This is a genomic window from Rugamonas sp. DEMB1, assembly GCF_029834475.1.
Classification (GTDB): domain Bacteria; phylum Pseudomonadota; class Gammaproteobacteria; order Burkholderiales; family Burkholderiaceae_D; genus Rugamonas; species Rugamonas rubra.
In genome coordinates this window covers 509,258-526,263 of record NZ_CP122407.1, presented here as the reverse complement: position 1 = coordinate 526,263, position 17,006 = coordinate 509,258, and the positions used below count along the sequence as shown (strand labels likewise).

The 17,006-nt window shown below is 66.3% G+C and carries 13 protein-coding genes; 7 read left to right on the top strand and 6 right to left on the bottom strand.

Going from position 1 to position 17,006, the window contains the following annotated elements; all coding sequences use genetic code 11:
* Nucleotides 1–133 precede the first annotated feature (133 nt).
* From QC826_RS02420 to QC826_RS31155, 3 genes are all read right to left on the bottom strand, one after another.
* Nucleotides 134–2,905: a TonB-dependent receptor gene (locus QC826_RS02420; RefSeq protein WP_279764245.1), complete on the bottom strand. Its 2,772-nt coding sequence runs from the start codon at nt 2,903–2,905 to the stop codon at nt 134–136.
* Nucleotides 2,906–2,946: 41 nt separating this feature from the next.
* Nucleotides 2,947–3,972, bottom strand: coding sequence for a MurR/RpiR family transcriptional regulator (locus tag QC826_RS02415; RefSeq protein WP_279764244.1), 1,026 nt, complete (start codon nt 3,970–3,972; stop codon nt 2,947–2,949).
* 139 nt (nt 3,973–4,111) lie between these two features.
* Nucleotides 4,112–4,396, bottom strand: coding sequence for a hypothetical protein (locus QC826_RS31155; RefSeq protein WP_313872837.1), 285 nt, complete (start codon nt 4,394–4,396; stop codon nt 4,112–4,114).
* Between QC826_RS31155 and QC826_RS02410 the strand changes: the two genes are divergently transcribed.
* The 3 genes from QC826_RS02410 (at nt 4,383) to QC826_RS02400 (ending at nt 7,765) form a co-directional block, all read left to right on the top strand.
* Nucleotides 4,383–5,297: a succinylglutamate desuccinylase/aspartoacylase family protein gene (locus tag QC826_RS02410; protein WP_313872836.1), complete on the top strand. Its 915-nt coding sequence runs from the start codon at nt 4,383–4,385 to the stop codon at nt 5,295–5,297. The two genes, QC826_RS31155 and QC826_RS02410, sit on opposite strands and share 14 nt — an antisense overlap.
* 11 nt (nt 5,298–5,308) lie before the next feature.
* A complete protein-coding gene (locus tag QC826_RS02405) occupies nt 5,309–6,697 on the top strand; it encodes a YfcC family protein (protein ID WP_279764242.1) in 1,389 nt (462 codons plus the stop codon).
* 162 nt (nt 6,698–6,859) lie between these two features.
* Entirely contained in the window at nt 6,860–7,765 is a 906-nt protein-coding gene (locus QC826_RS02400) for an antitoxin Xre/MbcA/ParS toxin-binding domain-containing protein (RefSeq protein ID WP_279764241.1), read from the top strand.
* Between the two features lie 131 nt (nt 7,766–7,896).
* On the opposite strand, the gene QC826_RS02395 is transcribed toward QC826_RS02400, so the two are convergent.
* Together QC826_RS02395 and QC826_RS02390 are read right to left on the bottom strand one after the other, a co-directional pair.
* Nucleotides 7,897–8,310, bottom strand: a complete 414-nt coding sequence (locus QC826_RS02395; RefSeq protein ID WP_279764240.1) for a VOC family protein — start codon at nt 8,308–8,310, stop codon at nt 7,897–7,899.
* 168 nt (nt 8,311–8,478) lie between these two features.
* Nucleotides 8,479–8,910 carry a GNAT family N-acetyltransferase gene (locus QC826_RS02390; RefSeq protein ID WP_279764239.1) on the bottom strand — a complete coding sequence of 144 codons (432 nt, stop codon included), beginning with the start codon at nt 8,908–8,910 and terminating at the stop codon, nt 8,479–8,481.
* A gap of 167 nt (nt 8,911–9,077) precedes the next feature.
* On the opposite strand from QC826_RS02390, the gene argH reads away from it, so the two are divergent.
* From argH to QC826_RS02375, 3 genes are all read left to right on the top strand, one after another.
* Nucleotides 9,078–10,475 carry an argininosuccinate lyase gene (gene argH / locus QC826_RS02385; protein ID WP_279764238.1) on the top strand — a complete coding sequence of 466 codons (1,398 nt, stop codon included), beginning with the start codon at nt 9,078–9,080 and terminating at the stop codon, nt 10,473–10,475.
* Nucleotides 10,476–10,668: 193 nt separating this feature from the next.
* Nucleotides 10,669–11,181: a TRAP transporter small permease subunit gene (locus QC826_RS02380; RefSeq protein WP_313872865.1), complete on the top strand. Its 513-nt coding sequence runs from the start codon at nt 10,669–10,671 to the stop codon at nt 11,179–11,181.
* Between the two features lie 34 nt (nt 11,182–11,215).
* On the top strand, nt 11,216–12,874 hold the full coding sequence (locus QC826_RS02375; RefSeq protein ID WP_279764237.1) for a TRAP transporter large permease subunit: 1,659 nt from the start codon (nt 11,216–11,218) through the stop codon (nt 12,872–12,874).
* A gap of 59 nt (nt 12,875–12,933) precedes the next feature.
* Here the strand turns inward: QC826_RS02375 and QC826_RS02370 are convergent, their stop codons facing one another.
* Entirely contained in the window at nt 12,934–13,485 is a 552-nt protein-coding gene (locus tag QC826_RS02370; protein ID WP_279764236.1) for a hypothetical protein, read from the bottom strand.
* Between the two features lie 902 nt (nt 13,486–14,387).
* Between QC826_RS02370 and QC826_RS02365 the strand changes: the two genes are divergently transcribed.
* Nucleotides 14,388–16,901, top strand: coding sequence for a M4 family metallopeptidase (locus QC826_RS02365; protein ID WP_409567751.1), 2,514 nt, complete (start codon nt 14,388–14,390; stop codon nt 16,899–16,901).
* Nucleotides 16,902–17,006: the final 105 nt, after the last annotated feature.

The following is a 17,006-nucleotide window of genomic DNA, read 5'->3' as shown; positions in this document are numbered from 1 at the left end:
GGCCCCGCTGCTCAATCAAGGCGCCAGCGCCCCCCCCCCCAGAGGCAACGAGCCAGGGTCAGACCCTAGGGTCTGACCCTTGGTTTGCGCCGGTGGGGTTGCCCGGCTCAGACTACAGGCCCATCCTTAAGGCTTACTTGAAGGCATAGCTGGCCGCCAAATAATAGCGGCGGCCGCGCGGGTCGGTGTAGCTCGGATCGTAGCCCGACAGGAAATGATAGGCCTGGTTCGAGTACGGCGGGCTGGTGTCGAACAAATTCTGCACGCCGGCGCGCAGTTTGAACTGCTTGCTGACGGCGTAGGAGCCGGTCAAGTCCCACAGCGAGTAGGCTTTGACCTTGTTCGGCGCCACCACGCTGCCGTCGTCGATGTTGATCGCCGAGTTCTGGTCGGTGTAGCCGCTCGAATAGCTGTTGAGCAGGCTCAGCGACAACGGCCCCTGGTCCCAGTCCAGGCTGATGCTGTGGCGCCAGCGCTGCACCACGCCGTCGGTGACGAAGGCGTTCAGGTTGCTGATGTAGGCGTCGCCCGGGTTGGTCTGCAGCTTGGACTGCAGCACGTAGGTGCCGTTCAGGCGGGCGCCGAAGGTGCCCCAGGCGCTGCGCAGGCCGTGCAGGTCGAGCGCCAGGTCGAGGCCGCTGGCCAGCTGGGCGCCGCGGTTCTCCTTGCGCAGCTCGATGTAGTCGATGGCGCCGTCCTCGTCGCGGTGCACCAGGCTGCCGTACTTGGCCAGGTTGCCGAGGATGACGTCGTCGCCGATCTCGCTGATCAGGTCGCTGCGCTTGATGTTCCAGTAGTCCAGGCTGGCGCTCCACAGCTTGCTCGGCTCGAACACCGCGCCCAGCGACAATTGTCGGCTGTGCTCGGGCTTGAGTTCGACGTTGCTGTAACGCCGGGTCGCCCAGTTGTCGGCGCAGTCGGCGTAGTTGTTGCCCTCGGCGGCGCACTTGACCGGGTCGGGCAGGGTCGCCGTCTGGCTGTAGACGGTGGGGCGGAACAGGTCGGACATGGACGGCGCGCGGAAGCCCTTGCCGGCCGAGGCGCGCAGCAGCAGCGTGTTGCTCGGCGTGTAGGTCAGGCCCAGCTTGGGGCTGAAGGCGCCGCCGACCACCTGGTAGTGGTCGTAGCGCGACGACAGCTGCGCCTGCCACTGCTTGGAGAACGGCAGCAGCAGCTCGCCGAACACGCCGGCCACCCGGCGCGAGTCGCTGGTGGCGCGGCCGCCCTCGGGGGCGTCGTCGTTGTTGATGTTGTTGCTCATCAGCAGGGCCGACGGCGTGAAGTCGGTGCGCTCGCGGCGCAGCTCGCCGCCCAGCGCCAGCGCCAGGTCGCCGCCACCCATGGCCAGCAGCGCGCGCGAGGCCTTGAAGTCGAGCGCGTCCATGGTGCCGCGGGCGTGGCGCACGTCGTCGTTGACCTGGATGCTGTCGAGCAGGGCCACGCCGGCAGGGCCGGACGGGCCGAAGGGGTTGATGCGGCCGTCGGCGATGCCCTCCTTGAGCTTGTCGTACAGCAGGTAGCCGTGGGTGTCCTTGTCGGAAATGGTGCTGACGCTGTGGTTCAGGCCGACGTCGTAGTCCCAGCCGCCCAGCACGCCGTTGAGGCCGACCACGACGCGGCTGCTGCTGCTGGTCAGTTCGCTGGTGCGGCGGCCGGCCTCGTTGAGGCGGATGCGCAGCTCGAGTTGCTCGGGGTCGTCGTCGTCGACGTTGATCAGGCCGCTGTTGGCCAGCCCCGGCACCTTGCGGTAGTCGATGCTGGCGTTGACCCGCGCCGCCGAGCCGACGTACCAGGTGCGCGCCCGGCTCAGCGCCACTTCGGCGTAGAGCTGGTGGTCGGCGCCGAGCTTGAAGACGCCACGGCTGAGCAGGTTCTGCTTCTCCGACTTGGGATACAGCTCGGTGTCGCCCATGTAGTCGTAGGTGCAGGCGTCGACGCCGCCGGTGCCGGCCGGCAGGTACAGATTGGCCGGCGCGGCGCAGCCGGGAATCGACAGGTTGATCATGCGGTTGGTGATCGGCTTGCCGTTCAGGAGGAAGTTGTTCTCCTGCAGATAGTCGCGCTGGGCGCTGGTGAGGCGGATGTTGGCCGGGCCGGTGTAGCTCGACAGCAGGTGGCCGAGCCGCTGCGGCACCTGCAGCTCGCCGACGAACTTGCGCTGCGAGGTGCTGAGGCGCTCGGTGTTCTGCACGTCGAGCACGGCGAAGACGTTGTAGCCGTCGCTGTCGATATTGCCGTGGCCGGCGCTGACGCTGGCGGTGCGCTTGCCGGCGCCGCCCTCGCGGGTGTTCATGGCCGAGGCGTTCAGCTCGACGCCCTGGAAGTCCTTGCGGGTGATGAAGTTGATGACGCCGCCGATGGCGTCGGTGCCGTACAGCGAGGAGGCGCCGTCGAGCAGCACCTCGACACGCTGCAGCGCGGCGGCCGGGATGTTGTTCAGGTCGACGCCGCTGTCGTCGCCGGGCGAGGCGAAGTTGGCCATGCGCCGGCCGTTCAGCAGCACCAGCGTGGACGAGGTGCCGATGCCGCGCAGGTTGGCGCTGTTGAAGCCGCGCTGGTCGCCGCCGACGTTGATGCTGGCGCCGTCGCTCAGGCCGCCGACGTTGGCGGCCAGGCGCGCCATCAGCTCGGCGGCGGTGGTCACGCCGGCCTTGTCGATGTCGGCGCGGGTGATCACCTGCACCGGCAGCGCCGTCTCCGTCTCAAGCCGCTTGATGGCCGAGCCGGTGATCTCGATGCGCTGGATCTTTTCCGCCACCTCGGACTGCGCCCAGGCCGGCTGGGCCAGCGCGCCGGCGGCGGCCGTCAGGCCCAGCGCCAGGCGCAGCGCGCGCGCCAGCGGCAGCTGCCGTGGCAAAGGACGATGCTGTTGTTCCTGCGGTTCTTGGTGTTCTTGGTATGCCATTCAAACGCTCCCCAGTGTGTGTTGGTGCCAACACGGTTTTTTTATTGGCCGGGTCCGACCTTGCGGTCGGCCCGGCGGCTTTTTTTCACGACTGCCACTGCTTGCGGAGCCGGCTTGCGCGGCCCCGTTTTTCTTTGCGCGCCATGCGCCGCCAGCTGGGCAGGATCGCTGCCGTACAGGTAGGCGGCGATGGCCTCGGTCAATCGGCTGGCCTTGTCGACATTGTCGGCGTTCGACACCATCAACGCCACCGCCAGCGCCTCGATGATCGCCAGCGCCGTGCTGGCGCTGCTCGGCAGCACCGGGTGGGTGCTCTGCGCGTACAGCGTGTGGTCGGCCAGTTCGGCCAGCGGCGAGGCCGGCGAGTCGGTCAGCGCGACCAGGCAGGCGCCCCGGTCGCGCACGAAGTTGGCCAGGCGGATGCAGTCGAGCGTGTAGCGCGGCAGCGAGATGGCCACCAGCACGTCGCGCCCGGTGATGTGCACCAGGTGGCCGGCCGCCACCTCGGAGCCGCCGATGCCGACCACCTCCACCACGTGCGGGCAGAAGGAGTGCAAATGCTGCGCCAGCATGCCGGCCAGGTGCGAGGACAGGCCGAAGCCCATCACGTAGACGGTCTTGGCGGCCTTCAGCTTGCGCACCACGGCGTCCAGCTCGGCCAGCGACAGCGCCGCGCCGGTGGCGGCGATGTTGGCCGCCGCGTACTCCAGGCTCTCGCTGACCGGCGACGGCGCACCATCGCGGCGCTCGATCGAGTTGCGCAGCTTGTCGACCGGCTGCAGCACCGCCTGTAGCGTTCCCGCCACAGCGGCGCGCATGGCGGCGTAGTTTTTGTAGCCGATGTCGCGCGCGAAGCGGCTGATGGTGGCGCTCGACACCTGGCACGATTCGGCCAGTTCGCCGATGCCCAGCGCCGTCACGCGCATCTGGTTGCGCAGCAGGTAGTCGGCGATGCGCTTGTGCGACACCGAGCCGCCGCCCAGCGCCCGCAGCAGCGCCTGGCCCAGCACCGACTGCGCGAAGGCGGCGTCGGGCGAGGACGGTGGGGCGGATCTGGCTGGCGTCATGGACTCTCCGGGCGGCGTGCTGGGCAGGTAAAATGGCTGGCAAAAATGGAACTGTTGAGGCCACTCTACGCATATCAAAAAATAAACTCAACCATTTTTTGCATATTTTTTTTCATCGATTTACTTGATGAAAATATTGCTACATAATCGCCCACACAACGACAACCACGCCCCACAACGGGGCACGCCCGCCATGCGCACACACAAGCACGCCATCTCCGCCCCGCACGCCAACGCCGCCTACCAGTTGAGCAGCTTCCACTTCGGCACGCCCGGCGCCGGCAAGAAGGTCTACATCCAGGCCGCCCTGCACGCCGACGAGGTGCCCGGCATGCTGGTGGCGCAGTTCCTGCGCCGCCGCCTGCTCGAGCTGGAGGCGGCCGGCAAGCGTCCTCGGCGAGGTGGTGCTGGTGCCGGCGGCCAATCCGATCGGCCTGGCCCAGGCCATCCACGGCGCCCCCTTCGGCCGCTTCGACCTGACCACCGGCACCAACTTCAACCGCGCCTACAAGCACGTCGCCGACGAGTTGAAGCTGTCGCTGGCCGGCCTGCTGAACGACGACGCGGCCCACAACGTGGCCACCATCCGCGCCCACGCGCTGGCCTCGGTGGCGCGCTGGCAGCCCAACACCGACGCCGAGGCGCTGAAGAAGATCCTGCTCGGCATGGCCATCGACGCCGACATCGTGCTCGATCTGCACTGCGACAACGAGGCGGTGCTGCACATCTACGCCGGCACGCCGCTGGCGGCGGCGGTGGCGCCGCTGTCGGCGCTGATGGGCGCGCACGCCGTGCTGCTGGCCCTGGCGGCCGGCGAGGAACCCTTCGACGAGGCCTGCAGCCGCCTGTGGTGGGGCCTCGACGCCCACTTCGCGGGGCGCCACCCGATCCCGCCGGCCTGCCTGTCGACCACCGTCGAGCTGCGCGGCGAGATGGAGGTCGGCTACGCCCTGGCCGAACGCGACGCCGAGGCGCTGCTGGCCTTCCTGGCGCACAGCGGCGTGCTGGCGGCCGACGCGTCGAGCCTGCCGGCCGCGCTGCCGGCGCCGCTGTGCCAGCCGACGCCGCTGGAGGGCGTCGAACCGATCCTGGCGCCGCACGCCGGCGTGCTGGTCTACACCCGCGACATGGGCGAGCGCTTGGAGGCCGGCGACGCCTTCGGCGACCTGATCGACCCGGTCACGGGCGCCACCACCACCCTGCGCTGCACGGTGCCGGGCGTGTTCTTCGCCCGCAGCGGCCACCGCCACGTGCTGCGCGGCATGAACGTGGGTAAAATCGCCGGCGCCACCGCCTTCCGCGCCGGCAAACTGCTGAGCCAATAACCAGAAACCCCATGAAAAAATTCAAACTCCCGCACACCTTCGTCCTGCTGTTCGGCATATTGGCGCTGATCGCGCTGGCCACCTGGCTGGTCCCGGGCGGCAAATACGAGACCCACCTGGTCAACGGCAAGCAGATGATCGACCCGGACTCCTTCCACCTGGTCGCCAGCGCGCCGCAGGGCCTGGCCGCGCTGATGATGGCGCCGATCAAGGGCTTCGTCGACGCCGGCCTGATCATCGGCTTCGTGCTGATCGTCGGCGGCGCCTTCGCCGTGCTGCAAAAGACCGAGGCGATCGACTCGATGATCAAGGCCATCGCCAAGGCCCACAGCACGTCCAAGTTCGTGCGCGCCGCGTTGATCCCGGTGTTCATCACCCTGTTCTCGATCGGCGGCGCCACCTTCGGCATGAACGAGGAGGCCATCCCCTTCATCCTGATCTTCGTGCCGCTGGCGCTGGCGCTGGGCTACGACACCATCGTCGGCGTCTCCATCCCCTTCCTCGGCTCGCAGGTCGGCTTCGGCGCCGCCTTCCTGAACCCCTTCAACGTCGGCATCGCCCAGGGCATCGCCGGCCTGCCGGTGTTCTCCGGCATGGCCTACCGCGTGCTGGTGTGGGCCATCGCCACCGCCATCACCGCGCTGTTCCTGATGTGGTACGCGGCGCGCGTCAAGCGCACGCCTGAGAAGAGCCCGACCTGGGCGCTCGACTGCGAGAAACGGCGCGAGGCGCCCGACGGCCTGGGCGAGTTCCACGGCATGACGCGCACCCACAGCCTGGTGCTGTGGATCTTCGTCGCCACGCTGGGCACCATGGTCTGCGGCGTCATCATGTACGACTGGTACATCGAGCAGATCGCCGCGCTGTTCCTGACCATGGCCATCGTGGTCGGCCTGGTCGGCCGGCTCGACTCGGACCAGCTGGTCGACGCCTTCATGCAGGGCGCGCGCGACCTGGTCGGCACCGCGCTGGTCATCGCGCTGGCGCGCGGCACCATGATCCTGGCGCGCGACGCCCACATCATCGACTCCATGCTGCACGCGCTGATGCCGCTGGTGCAGTCGTCCAGCCCGATCTTCGCGGCGCAGAAGATGTACCTGATCCAGTCGGTGATCAACTTCTTCATCCACTCCGGCACCGGCCAGGCCGCGCTGACCATGCCGATCATGGCGCCGCTGGCCGACCTGGTCGGGGTGACCCGGCAGACCGCCATCCTGGCCTTCCAGATGGGCGAGTTCAACACGCCGATGCTGCCCACCTCCGGCATCACCGTCGGCGTGCTGGCGCTGGCGCGGGTGCCCTGGATCACCTGGGCCAAGTGGATGGTGCCGCTGCAGCTGATCTACGCCGTGATGGCCTTGCTGCTGCTGATTCCGCCCTGCCTGATGAATTGGCAGTAGCGGCGCCAAGTCGCGACTGCTGTATAAGAAAGCGCTGGCACAAAACCTATATTGCGATACAATCGACCTAACAACTAATCCGCAACGCCGGTGTGGCTAGACCATCTGGGGTGCGGGGGAAAGAGCCGGCGCAAGCCGGTTTTTTCGTTTCAGGGAGAGAAAATGGCAGCTCCTGCTCCACCGCCGTTGCGCACGCGCGTGTACATCGACGGCTACAATCTCTACTATGGCTGTTTGAAAGGCACTCCGTATAAGTGGCTGGATCTGCTGAGCCTGTTCGAGAAACACATACTCCCGACCAGCACGGCCCCCGGCACTCGTAGCGAATTGCTGCCACTGGGCATCAAGTTCTTCACCGCAAAAATCCTCGAATCAGCCGCCAAGGCGCTCGATTCGGTGTCGTCGCAGGCCCGCTACCATACTGCGCTACGTAAGCTGTACGATGGGCGCATCCAGCTGATCGAGGGCTACTATTCGCAAACCGAGTCGAAGGCCAAAGTAATCGATCCTGGCGCACCGAGGACGTGGCCGCGCGATTGCAAGGAAGTCTTGGTGTGGAAGCTGGAGGAAAAACAATCGGACGTAAATCTGGCGCTGCAGGCATACCACGATGCGATCACCTGCGCGGTTGACCAAATTGTGATCGTGACCAACGATACCGATATCGCACCGGCGCTCGCCATGATCCGCGCCCACACGAATGTCACCATAGGTTTGGTGGTGCCGACCTGGCCACACGTGCGGCAGCCAAATACCGAATTGAGCGAACTGGCACACTGGGTCCGCTCACACATCACACCAACCGAATTGGCCGATTCTCAACTGCCGCGTGTCATACCAGGCCGCCATCCGACGATCAAACCGGAATCTTGGTATGCGCGCCCGGACTTGCTGGAGCAGGTTCTCAAGTTGGCGATGCCCGTCGTGGGCAGCCGCAAGAAGGCATTCAAATGGATGTCGGAAGTGAATCCCTATCTCGGCGGCCAAGCGCCAATTGATCTGGTGGAAACAAGCGAGGGCGCGGCCAAGGTCATTCATTACATCGAGCAATTTCTCGCCAAGCCGTAAACATTGCAGCTCGATGAAATGCACAAGCAACTCAAAGAGCGGCCCGATACCGGCCTTCCTGCGACTCGAATGCGCTCGGTTTTTCGGCAGTCTGAATACCCGGCCGCTCACCCGCAATCACTGAGCGCGACTCATTCTGGTTGGTGGCACACTGCTTCAATGTTGTTGCCTTCCAAATCAATGACAAAGGCACCGTAGTAGTGAGGGTGATAGTCTGGGCGGAGGCCGGGGGCGCCATTGTCTTTTCCTCCGGCGCTGATCGCCGCGAGGTAAAAAGCATCCACTTGCGCACGAGTTTCTGCCCGCCATGCCAGGTGGCAGCCGGTAGTCGCCGATGGGCCCCCGTATGGTGATGGGCCATCGATGAACCATACATCGGCTTTTTTGCCGTCAGGCTCAGAGGCGTCAGGGTAAGCAAACCCCAGCATGTTCGCGCCGTAGTTGCCTTCGAAGCATACGCTGTAGCCCAATGGCGCAAGTGCCGCGCTGTAAAACGCTTTGGCACGAGCTATATCGGTCACGCGGAAAGTCATGTGGTCAAGCATGGTGTTTACTCCTGGGGTAGATTGTTGTGCGCGATTGACGCATGCAAACTGTACATGCATACAGTATTAATGGCAAGACATTAACACTGCAATTACATCAAGCCTTACGGCAGACATAGCTGGTCCGGCACGTCGCATTGCTCATAACTCCCCCTCGCGCCAAGTCCCCTACCCCCGCACCTGATAGATATCGGGGAAGTAGCGCTCCATTAGGCTGGCCGGGCGCAGCGGCGCGGTGAAGCCGAACTGGGCGTACAGGCCGTGCGCGTCGCCGGTGGCCAGCATGAAGCGGCGCAGGCCCTGCAGCTCCGGATGCGCCAGCACCGCCGCCATCAAGGCCTTGCTGTAGCCGTGGCCACGGTACGCCGGCAGCACGAACACGTCGACCAGGTTGGCGAAGGTGGCGCGGTCGCTGACCACGCGGGCGAAGGCGATCTGCCGCCCGTCCAGGTAGCCGCCGAAGCACAGCGAGTTGGCGACGGCGCGCTCCAGCAGCGCGCGCGGCATGCCGACGGCCCAAGTCGACTGCTCGCTCAGGTAGCCGTGCACCACGGCCATGTCGAGCCGGGACGGCTCGCTGCTGATCTCGAATTGGCTCATGCTCGTCTAGCCTTTTTGACAAAGTTGAATGACAGAAACCACAATAATCGCCGATTTTCGAGCCGCTGTCACCACGCGGCGGCCTAAATGTCCTGCACCCAGCCAACCTTGTTTATAATCGTCCCAGACAAAACCGCAGCAAAACCGCAGCTCCTAACTCCAATACCATGACAGCACAACTCTCCAAAAAAGGCGAGGCCTGGTCGGCCCGCTTCTCCGAACCCGTCTCGGACCTCGTCAAACGCTACACCGCCTCCGTCTTCTTCGACAACCGCCTGGCCAAGGCCGACATCCAGGGCTCGCTGGCGCACGCCGAAATGCTGGCCGCGCAGGGCATCATCAGCGCGGCAGACCACGCCGAGATCGTGCGCGGCATGACGCAGATCGGCCAGGAGATCGAGGCCGGCAAGTTCGAATGGCTGCTCGACCTGGAGGACGTGCACCTGAACATCGAGAAGCGCCTGACCGAGCTGGTCGGCGACGCCGGCAAGCGTCTGCACACCGGCCGCTCGCGCAACGACCAGGTGGCCACCGACATCCGCCTCTACGTGCGCTCGGCCATCGACGACATCGGCGTGCTGCTGGCGGCGCTGCGCGGCGCCCTGACCGACCTGGCCGAACAGCATGCCGACACCATCATGCCCGGCTTCACCCACATGCAGGTGGCCCAGCCGATCACCTTCGGCCACCACATGCTGGCCTACGTCGAAATGTTCGGCCGCGATAGCGAACGCATGGCCGACTGCCGCAAGCGCGTCAACCGCCTGCCGCTGGGCGCCGCCGCGCTGGCCGGCACCACCTTCCCGATCGACCGCCTGCGCGTGGCCAAGACGCTGGGCTTCGACGACGTCTGCCACAACTCGCTCGACGCCGTCTCCGACCGCGACTTCGCCATCGAGTTCTGCGCCGCCGCCGCGCTGGTGATGACCCACATCTCGCGCATGTCGGAGGAGCTGGTGATCTGGATGAGCCCGCGCGTCGGCTTCATCGACATCGCCGACCGCTTCTGCACCGGCTCGTCGATCATGCCGCAAAAGAAAAACCCCGACGTGCCGGAACTGGCGCGCGGCAAGACCGGCCGCGTCTACGGCCACCTGATGGGCCTGCTGACCCTGATGAAGGGCCAGCCGCTGGCCTACAACAAGGACAACCAGGAGGACAAGGAGCCGCTGTTCGACACCGTCGACACGCTGGTCGACACGCTGCGCATCTTCGCCGACATGGCCGGCGGCATCAGCGTCAAGCCCGAGGCGATGCGCGCCGCCGCCTTGCAGGGCTACGCCACCGCCACCGACCTGGCCGACTACCTGGTCAAGAAGGGCCTGCCCTTCCGCGACGCCCACGAGGCGGTGGCCCGCGCCGTGCGCGCCTGCGTCGACGCCGGCTGCGACCTGGCCGACCTGTCGCTCGAGCAGCTGCAGGCGTTCTCGCCGCTGACCGGGGCCGACGTCTTCGAGGTGCTCACGCTGGAGGGCTCGGTGGCCGCGCGCGACCACGTCGGCGGCACCGCGCCGCGCCAGGTGCGCGCCGCCATCGCCCGCGTGCGCACCCAGCTGGCCGGCTAGCCGGCCGGCCCGGCGCGGCGAACCGGGCGCCATATTAGCGACACACTAGCGACACACTTAGCATTTCCCCAAAAGCCGGGCGCCAAAGCAGCGTCCGGCATCGTCTGCAACAGAGGATAGAGGAGACACCCATGTTTATGTCAGTTTCGCGGGCCATCGACACGCTCAACGAGAAAATCGCCGGCGTGGTCGGCTGGGCCTGCTGGCCGCCGTCATCATCTGCACCGTCAACGCCCTGATACGCTACACCTTCAACGCCAGCTCCAACGCCTGGCTGGAGATCCAGTGGTATTTGTTCGCCGCCATGTTCATGCTGGCCTCGAGCCACACGCTCAAGCGCGACGAGCACGTGCGCATCGACGTCATCGCCGGCCGCTTCTCCAAGCGCACCCAGGTCTGGATCGACCTGTTCGGCTTCCTGCTGTTCCTCATGCCCATTTCGCTGCTGATCGTCTACTACGGCGTGCCCTTCGCCCTGCTGTCGATCCAGAGCGCCGAAATGTCGAGCAACGCCGGCGGCCTGATCGTCTGGCCGGCCAAGCTGCTGGTGCCGCTGGGCTTCCTCCTCATGCTGCTGCAGGGCGTCTCCGAGATCATCAAGCGCATCGCCTTCCTGGCCGGGAAAATCGACGGCCACGAGTTCGCCAAGCACGTCGCCACGCCCGAGGAAGAGATCGAGGCGATCAAGGCGGCCAACAAGCTGTAATCTCAAAACACGACAAGAAGAGAGCGAACGAGACATGGAATTATTCTTAACAGCGAATCTGGCGCCGATCATGTTCGGCGCCCTGGTGGTCTTCCTGCTGTCGGGCTTCCCGGTGGCGTTTTCCCTGGCCGCCAACGGCCTGTTCTTCGGCCTGGTCGGCATCGAGCTGGGCCTGCTCAAACCGGAGCTGCTGCAGGCCCTGCCCAACCGCATCTTCGGCATCATGGCCAACGACACCCTGTTGGCCATCCCCTTCTTCACCTTCATGGGCCTGATCCTGGAGCGCTCCGGCATGGCCGAGGACCTGCTCGACACCATCGGCCAGCTGTTCGGGCCGGTGCGCGGCGGCGTCGCCTACGCGGTGATCTTCGTCGGCGCCCTGCTGGCGGCGACCACCGGCGTGGTGGCCGCCTCGGTCATCTCGATGGGCCTGATCTCGCTGCCGGTGATGCTGCGCTACGGCTACGACAAGAAGCTCGCCTCCGGCGTCATCGCCGCCTCCGGCACGCTGGCGCAGATCATCCCGCCGTCGCTGGTGCTGATCGTCATGGCCGACCAGCTCGGCCGCTCGGTCGGCGACATGTACAAGGCCGCCTTCGTGCCGGGCCTGCTGCTGACCGCGATGTACGCCGGCTACGTGTTGGCGGTGTCGATCTTCAAGCCGTCGCACGTGCCGGCGCTGCCGCTGGAGGCGCGCAACCTGCGCGAGGCCAACGGCAACAGCGGCGCCGTCTCGCTGCTGTTCCTGGTGCTCGGCGCGGTGGCCGCCTCGTTCGCCTTCGCCAAGGTGTACGGCGCCAGCCATCCGCTGCTGGCGGCCGACGAGCTGGGCATCTTCTCGGCCGGCGTCGGCATCGTCGGCTCCTTCGTCTTCGCGCTGGCCAACCGCCACCTGAAGATCGGCCTGCTGTCGCGCATGGCCGAGCGCGTGGTGTTCGTCATGATCCCGCCGCTGGCCCTGATCTTCCTGGTGCTGGGCACCATCTTCATCGGCCTGGCCACCCCCACCGAGGGCGGCGGCATGGGCGCGATGGGCGCCATCATCCTGGCCATGGCCAACGGCCGCCTGTCGTGGAGCCTGATGAAGCAGGCGATGAACTCGACCACCCGGCTGTCCTGCTTCGTCATCTTCATCCTGATCGGCTCGACCGTGTTCTCGCTGGTGTTCCGCGGCGTCAACGGCGACCTGTGGGTCGAGCACCTGCTGTCGTCGCTGCCGGGCGGCACCACCGGCTTCCTCATCGTCGTCAACGTCATGTTCTTCCTGCTGGCCTTCTTCCTCGACTTCTTCGAGCTGGCCTTCATCCTGGTGCCGCTGGTGGGCCCGGTGGCCGAGAAGCTGGGCATCGACCTGATCTGGTTCGGCGTGCTGCTCGGCGTGAACATGCAGACCTCGTTCATGCACCCGCCGTTCGGCTTCGCCCTGTTCTACCTGCGTTCGGTGGCGCCGAAGGAGGTCAAGACCTCGGACATCTACTGGGGCGCGATCCCCTTCGTGCTGATCCAGATCATCATGGTCGTCCTGATCATCGCCTTCCCGCACCTGGTGTCGGTGGAGAAGAAGGTCGACATGAAGGAGCAGATCGAGCTGAAGATCGAGGCGCCGGCCGACTACGGCACGCCGGCCGAGGAGGAGAAGAAGGACGACGAGGCGCCGGCGCTGAACTTCTCGACCGACACGGACAAGAAGTAAGGGCGCGGCCGTCCCCCGCCGCCGGCACAGCCCGGCGCGGGGACGGCGCCCGCCGCCGGCTAGCTGGCGACGATGCGCGACAACACCGAAAAGGCCGCCCCGGTCTGGTTCTTCTCGAGCAGGATGGTCAGCTCGGTGTAGGTGCAGATCATGTTGATCAGGTTGATCTTGTCCCAGGCCAGCTGCTTGAGGATGGCGTGGTAGATGCCCGGCGTGCGGCAGGTCTCCGGATTCAAATGCAGGGTCACCGCGTTCAGGTTCTCCAGCCGCGCCATCTCGCGCTCGCCGGCGAACACGTGCTCGACCACCCCGGTCAGCGATTTGCTACACACCACCATCACCTCCTTGACGCCGCGCGTGACCGTGACGAAGGCGCCGCGGTGCGGCTCGGCCAGCGCCAACAGCTGGCGGTGGCACTCGTAGGTGTTCTCGGAATAGCGGTAGGTGAACTCGGTGAGCTCGGTGCGGGTGGTCAGCTCGCCGGTCTTCTGCGGCAGCACGATCTCGCTGCCGCGCTGCGGCGGCAGCCGCTCGGCGACGCGGCGCAGCGCCATCACCACGGCGGCCTGGCCGACCGGCTTCCACAGGTCGGTCTCGAGCTGCGGCTGCAACTGGCGCGCCAGCTCGGACAGGTTGATCAGGCCCTTCCCAGCCCCTCGGTGAGGAAGGACGACTCGAGCACGATCCGCTCGACTTTGGTGGATATCGACAGCATGGTTTCTCCCCTTGCCCCAACCGGGCGTGACTAGCCCGCATCACGCGCCGCGTCGGCGAGCAATTTCCTGGAGCGACAATCAAAATGACGGCGGATGCCAGGCGGCGGAACGCTGTCCACTCCGCGCGCGGCGACGCTGTGCGCCGGGAGCGGCGGCTATGGCGGTGGCGGCAAGGCCGTGTGCGAGGCGGCGGCGGACATGCGGTGGCGAGGCGCCAGTGCTGTGAATGGAGTCATGTTTTCCTTCCTGTGGTTCCCGAATGCGCTGTGTTTTTTGCGGGTTGTGCCCTGCGCTTTTTATGTGCCGGCGAAACAGTATTCCGGCCGGTATTGGCTAGTGTAAATCGCAATATTAAAATTTCGCAACTGTCATTTGCCGAAGACCCGGCCATTGTGTCGCATTGTTGACGAATTTAGAGTGTTAATTCTATTCCGTGGCGGATTTAACACATTCCCGGCCTATCGTGCGCGCCTTGCCGGCCGTTTCGCGCTAGATGGGCGGCGAAGGGCGCCGAAGCGGGCCCGTGGCGCGTCCCGGCGGCCGCCCCCATCCTCCCCCATGCCGGCAAGAATGTCCAATTTTTAACATTCCACACCCCGTCCGACCAATTTCCGAAGTTTTTTGACTTGCCACCGGCGATGGGAATAGTGTCGCCCCTGCCCGCCGTTTTCATGCCGTCGCGCCGCCGCCCGCTACCCGCGAAGCGGCGGCGGAAGGCGCCGGGCCGGCCGCGCACGCACAGGCCGGGTCGCCCATCCAACATACCCACACCACACGGAGAAGAGATGAATTTACGTATGACCCTAATCGCCGCTTCCATCGCCGCGCTGCCGCTGATGGCCCACAACCCAGCCCAGGCCAACGGCCAGTTGATGGCGGCGCCGGCCGGACTGGCCTCTCCACAAGAGAACGCCGGCCTGGTGGCCCGACTCAAGGCGCGCGGCGGCGCCCTCGGCCTCGACGCCGCCCACGGCTTCGCCATCGCGGCGCAGCACCCGGGCGTGGTCGGCACGCGCATCACGCGCGCCCAGCACACCTACAACGGCCTGCGCATCTACGGCTCGGAGTCGGTGATCGTCACCAACGACGCCGGCGAGATCGTCAGCGAGTCGGTGGCCGACCGCCGCGCCGGCCTGTCCGCCAAGGACGGCGCGCGCGGCACGGCGGCCGCGCCGCTGGCCGACCTGGCGCCGGCCTTCGGCGCCGCCGAGGCGATCGACAAGGTGGTCAAGGCGGTGGCGCCACGCGGCCTGCACCGCTGGGAGCCGCAGGCCGAACTGATGATCTATCCGGTGATGAAGACGGTGCGCGCGGCCGGCGCCGAGAACAAGGCCGAGGCGGCCCTCAACGCGATGGACCTGGAGCAGGTGCTCGACCACTACGAGCTGGCCTACCTGGTCAAGACGCGCATGGCCGACAAGCGCAAGCTGGTCTACCGCGACACCATCCTGAACGCCAGGACCGGCGCCGTGCTCAAGCAGTGGGAGGCGCTGCAAACCGTGGTCGGCACCGGCAACAGCCAGTACAACGGCGCCGTGCCGATCAACACCACGCTGTCGGGCAGCACCTATTCGATGAAGGACCCCAGCCGCGGCGTGGGCGGCAAGTTCGGCGCGATGGCCATCACCAACGCCAACCACAGCCCGGAATCGAACCCCAACCCGGGCAGCATCTACACCAACAGCAGCAACGTCTGGGGCGACGGCCAGCAGTACATCAGCGGCGGCAGCACCACCAACGCCAACGGCCAGACCGCCGCCGTCAACGCCATGTGGGGCCTGATGAACACCTACGACGCGCTGAAGAACGTGCTGGGCTGGCAGAGCCTGGACGGCGCCAACACCTCGACCTACATCGCCGCCCACGTCGACAACAACTACGACAACGCCTTCTTCGACCCCGGCTGCAAATGCATGTACATCGGCGACGGCAGCAGCTTCAAGAGCCTGGGCTCGCTCGACGTGATCGGCCACGAGATGTCGCACGGCGTCACCGACGCCACCTCCAACCTGGAGTACTCCGGCGAGTCGGGCGGCCTGAACGAGTCGAGCTCGGACATCGGCGGCGACATGGTCGAGGCCTACGCGCGCGCCGGCGGCACCGGCACCACCATCCCCGGCGGCAACGACTGGATGATGGGCGTGGAGATCAGCAAGACCGGCCAGCCGCTGCGCTGGATGTACAAGCCGAGCAAGGACGGCAAGAGCCCGAACGCCTGGAGCAGCTCGATCGGCAACCTGAACGTCCACTACAGCAGCGGCCCGAACAACCGCATGTTCTACTTCCTGTCGCAGGGTTCCAACTCCAGTTCGAGCAGCGACTACTACAGCTCCTACCTGAACAAGAGTCCGGCGGCGATGACCGGCATCGGCAACGACAAGGCCTTCCGCATCTGGTTCAAGGCCAACACCACCAAGTTCACCCAGCTGACCAACTACGCCGACGCGCGCAACAAGGTGCTGCAGGCGGCCGAGGAGCTGTACGGCGTGGGCAGCAAGGAGGCCACCGCCGTCAAGCGCGCCTACGCGGCGATCAACGTCGGCGCCGACGTCGACGAGTCCGGCGTGCCGGGCGGCGTGTCGATCTCGACCCAGCCGAGCAGCGTGACGGTGGCGCCGGGCGGGTCCGCCTCGTTCACCGTCGGCGCCAGCGGCGGCACCGCGCCCTACAGCTACAAGTGGCTGCGCAACGGCGCCGTGATCAGCGGCGCCACCGCGCCGACCTACACGCTGACGGCGCAGACGGCCGACAGCGGCGCGGTGTTCAGCGCCACCGTCACCGACTCGGCCTCGCCGGCCAGCAGCGCCACCTCGAGCGGCGCCACGCTGACCGTCACCGGCGGCGGCAGCACCGAGCGCGTGGCCAACGGCGGCTTCGAGTCGGGCGCCACCGGCTGGGGCGGCAGCACCGGCGTGATCGGCAGCTACGCCGGCCAGACGGCCTACGAGGGCACGAAGTTCGCCTGGCTGGGCGGCAACGGCAACAGCGCCACCGAAACGCTGACGCAGAGCGTGGCGATCCCGGCGGCGGCCACCTCGGCCACGCTGAGCTTCGCGCTGCACATCGACACGGCCGAAACCGAGGCGGTGGTCTACGACAAGCTGGTCGTCACCGTGAAGAGCAGCAGCGGCGCCGTGCTCGGCACCCTGGCCACCTACTCCAACAAGAACGCGGCCAGCGGCTATCAAATGCGCAGCTTCAACCTGTTGGCCTACAAGGGCCAGACCGTGCAGCTGTCCTTCGCCATGACCGAGGACGCCTCGCTGCAAACCTCCTTCGTGGTCGACAAGGTCAGCCTGCTGACCCAGTAAGCCGGTAGCCGAACGGCCCCGCCGCGCCGGCGGGGCCGTTTTACAACAGGACTTCGAACAACGTTGATTTTTTTACACCAGCGGTCTAAGGTAGCTCAGCCTACC

Bases quoted from the DNA above. Each gene is read 5' to 3' on its own strand.
- QC826_RS02420 (WP_279764245.1), bottom strand. From the start codon at position 2,905: ATGGCATACCAAGAACACCAAGAACCGCAGGAACAACAGCATCGTCCT.
- QC826_RS02415 (WP_279764244.1), bottom strand. From the start codon at position 3,972: ATGACGCCAGCCAGATCCGCCCCACCGTCCTCGCCCGACGCCGCCTTC.
- QC826_RS02405 (WP_279764242.1), top strand. From the start codon at position 5,309: ATGAAAAAATTCAAACTCCCGCACACCTTCGTCCTGCTGTTCGGCATA.
- QC826_RS02400 (WP_279764241.1), top strand. From the start codon at position 6,860: ATGGCAGCTCCTGCTCCACCGCCGTTGCGCACGCGCGTGTACATCGAC.
- QC826_RS02395 (WP_279764240.1), bottom strand. From the start codon at position 8,310: ATGCTTGACCACATGACTTTCCGCGTGACCGATATAGCTCGTGCCAAA.
- QC826_RS02390 (WP_279764239.1), bottom strand. From the start codon at position 8,910: ATGAGCCAATTCGAGATCAGCAGCGAGCCGTCCCGGCTCGACATGGCC.
- argH (WP_279764238.1), top strand. From the start codon at position 9,078: ATGACAGCACAACTCTCCAAAAAAGGCGAGGCCTGGTCGGCCCGCTTC.
- QC826_RS02375 (WP_279764237.1), top strand. From the start codon at position 11,216: ATGGAATTATTCTTAACAGCGAATCTGGCGCCGATCATGTTCGGCGCC.
- QC826_RS02365 (WP_409567751.1), top strand. From the start codon at position 14,388: ATGACCCTAATCGCCGCTTCCATCGCCGCGCTGCCGCTGATGGCCCAC.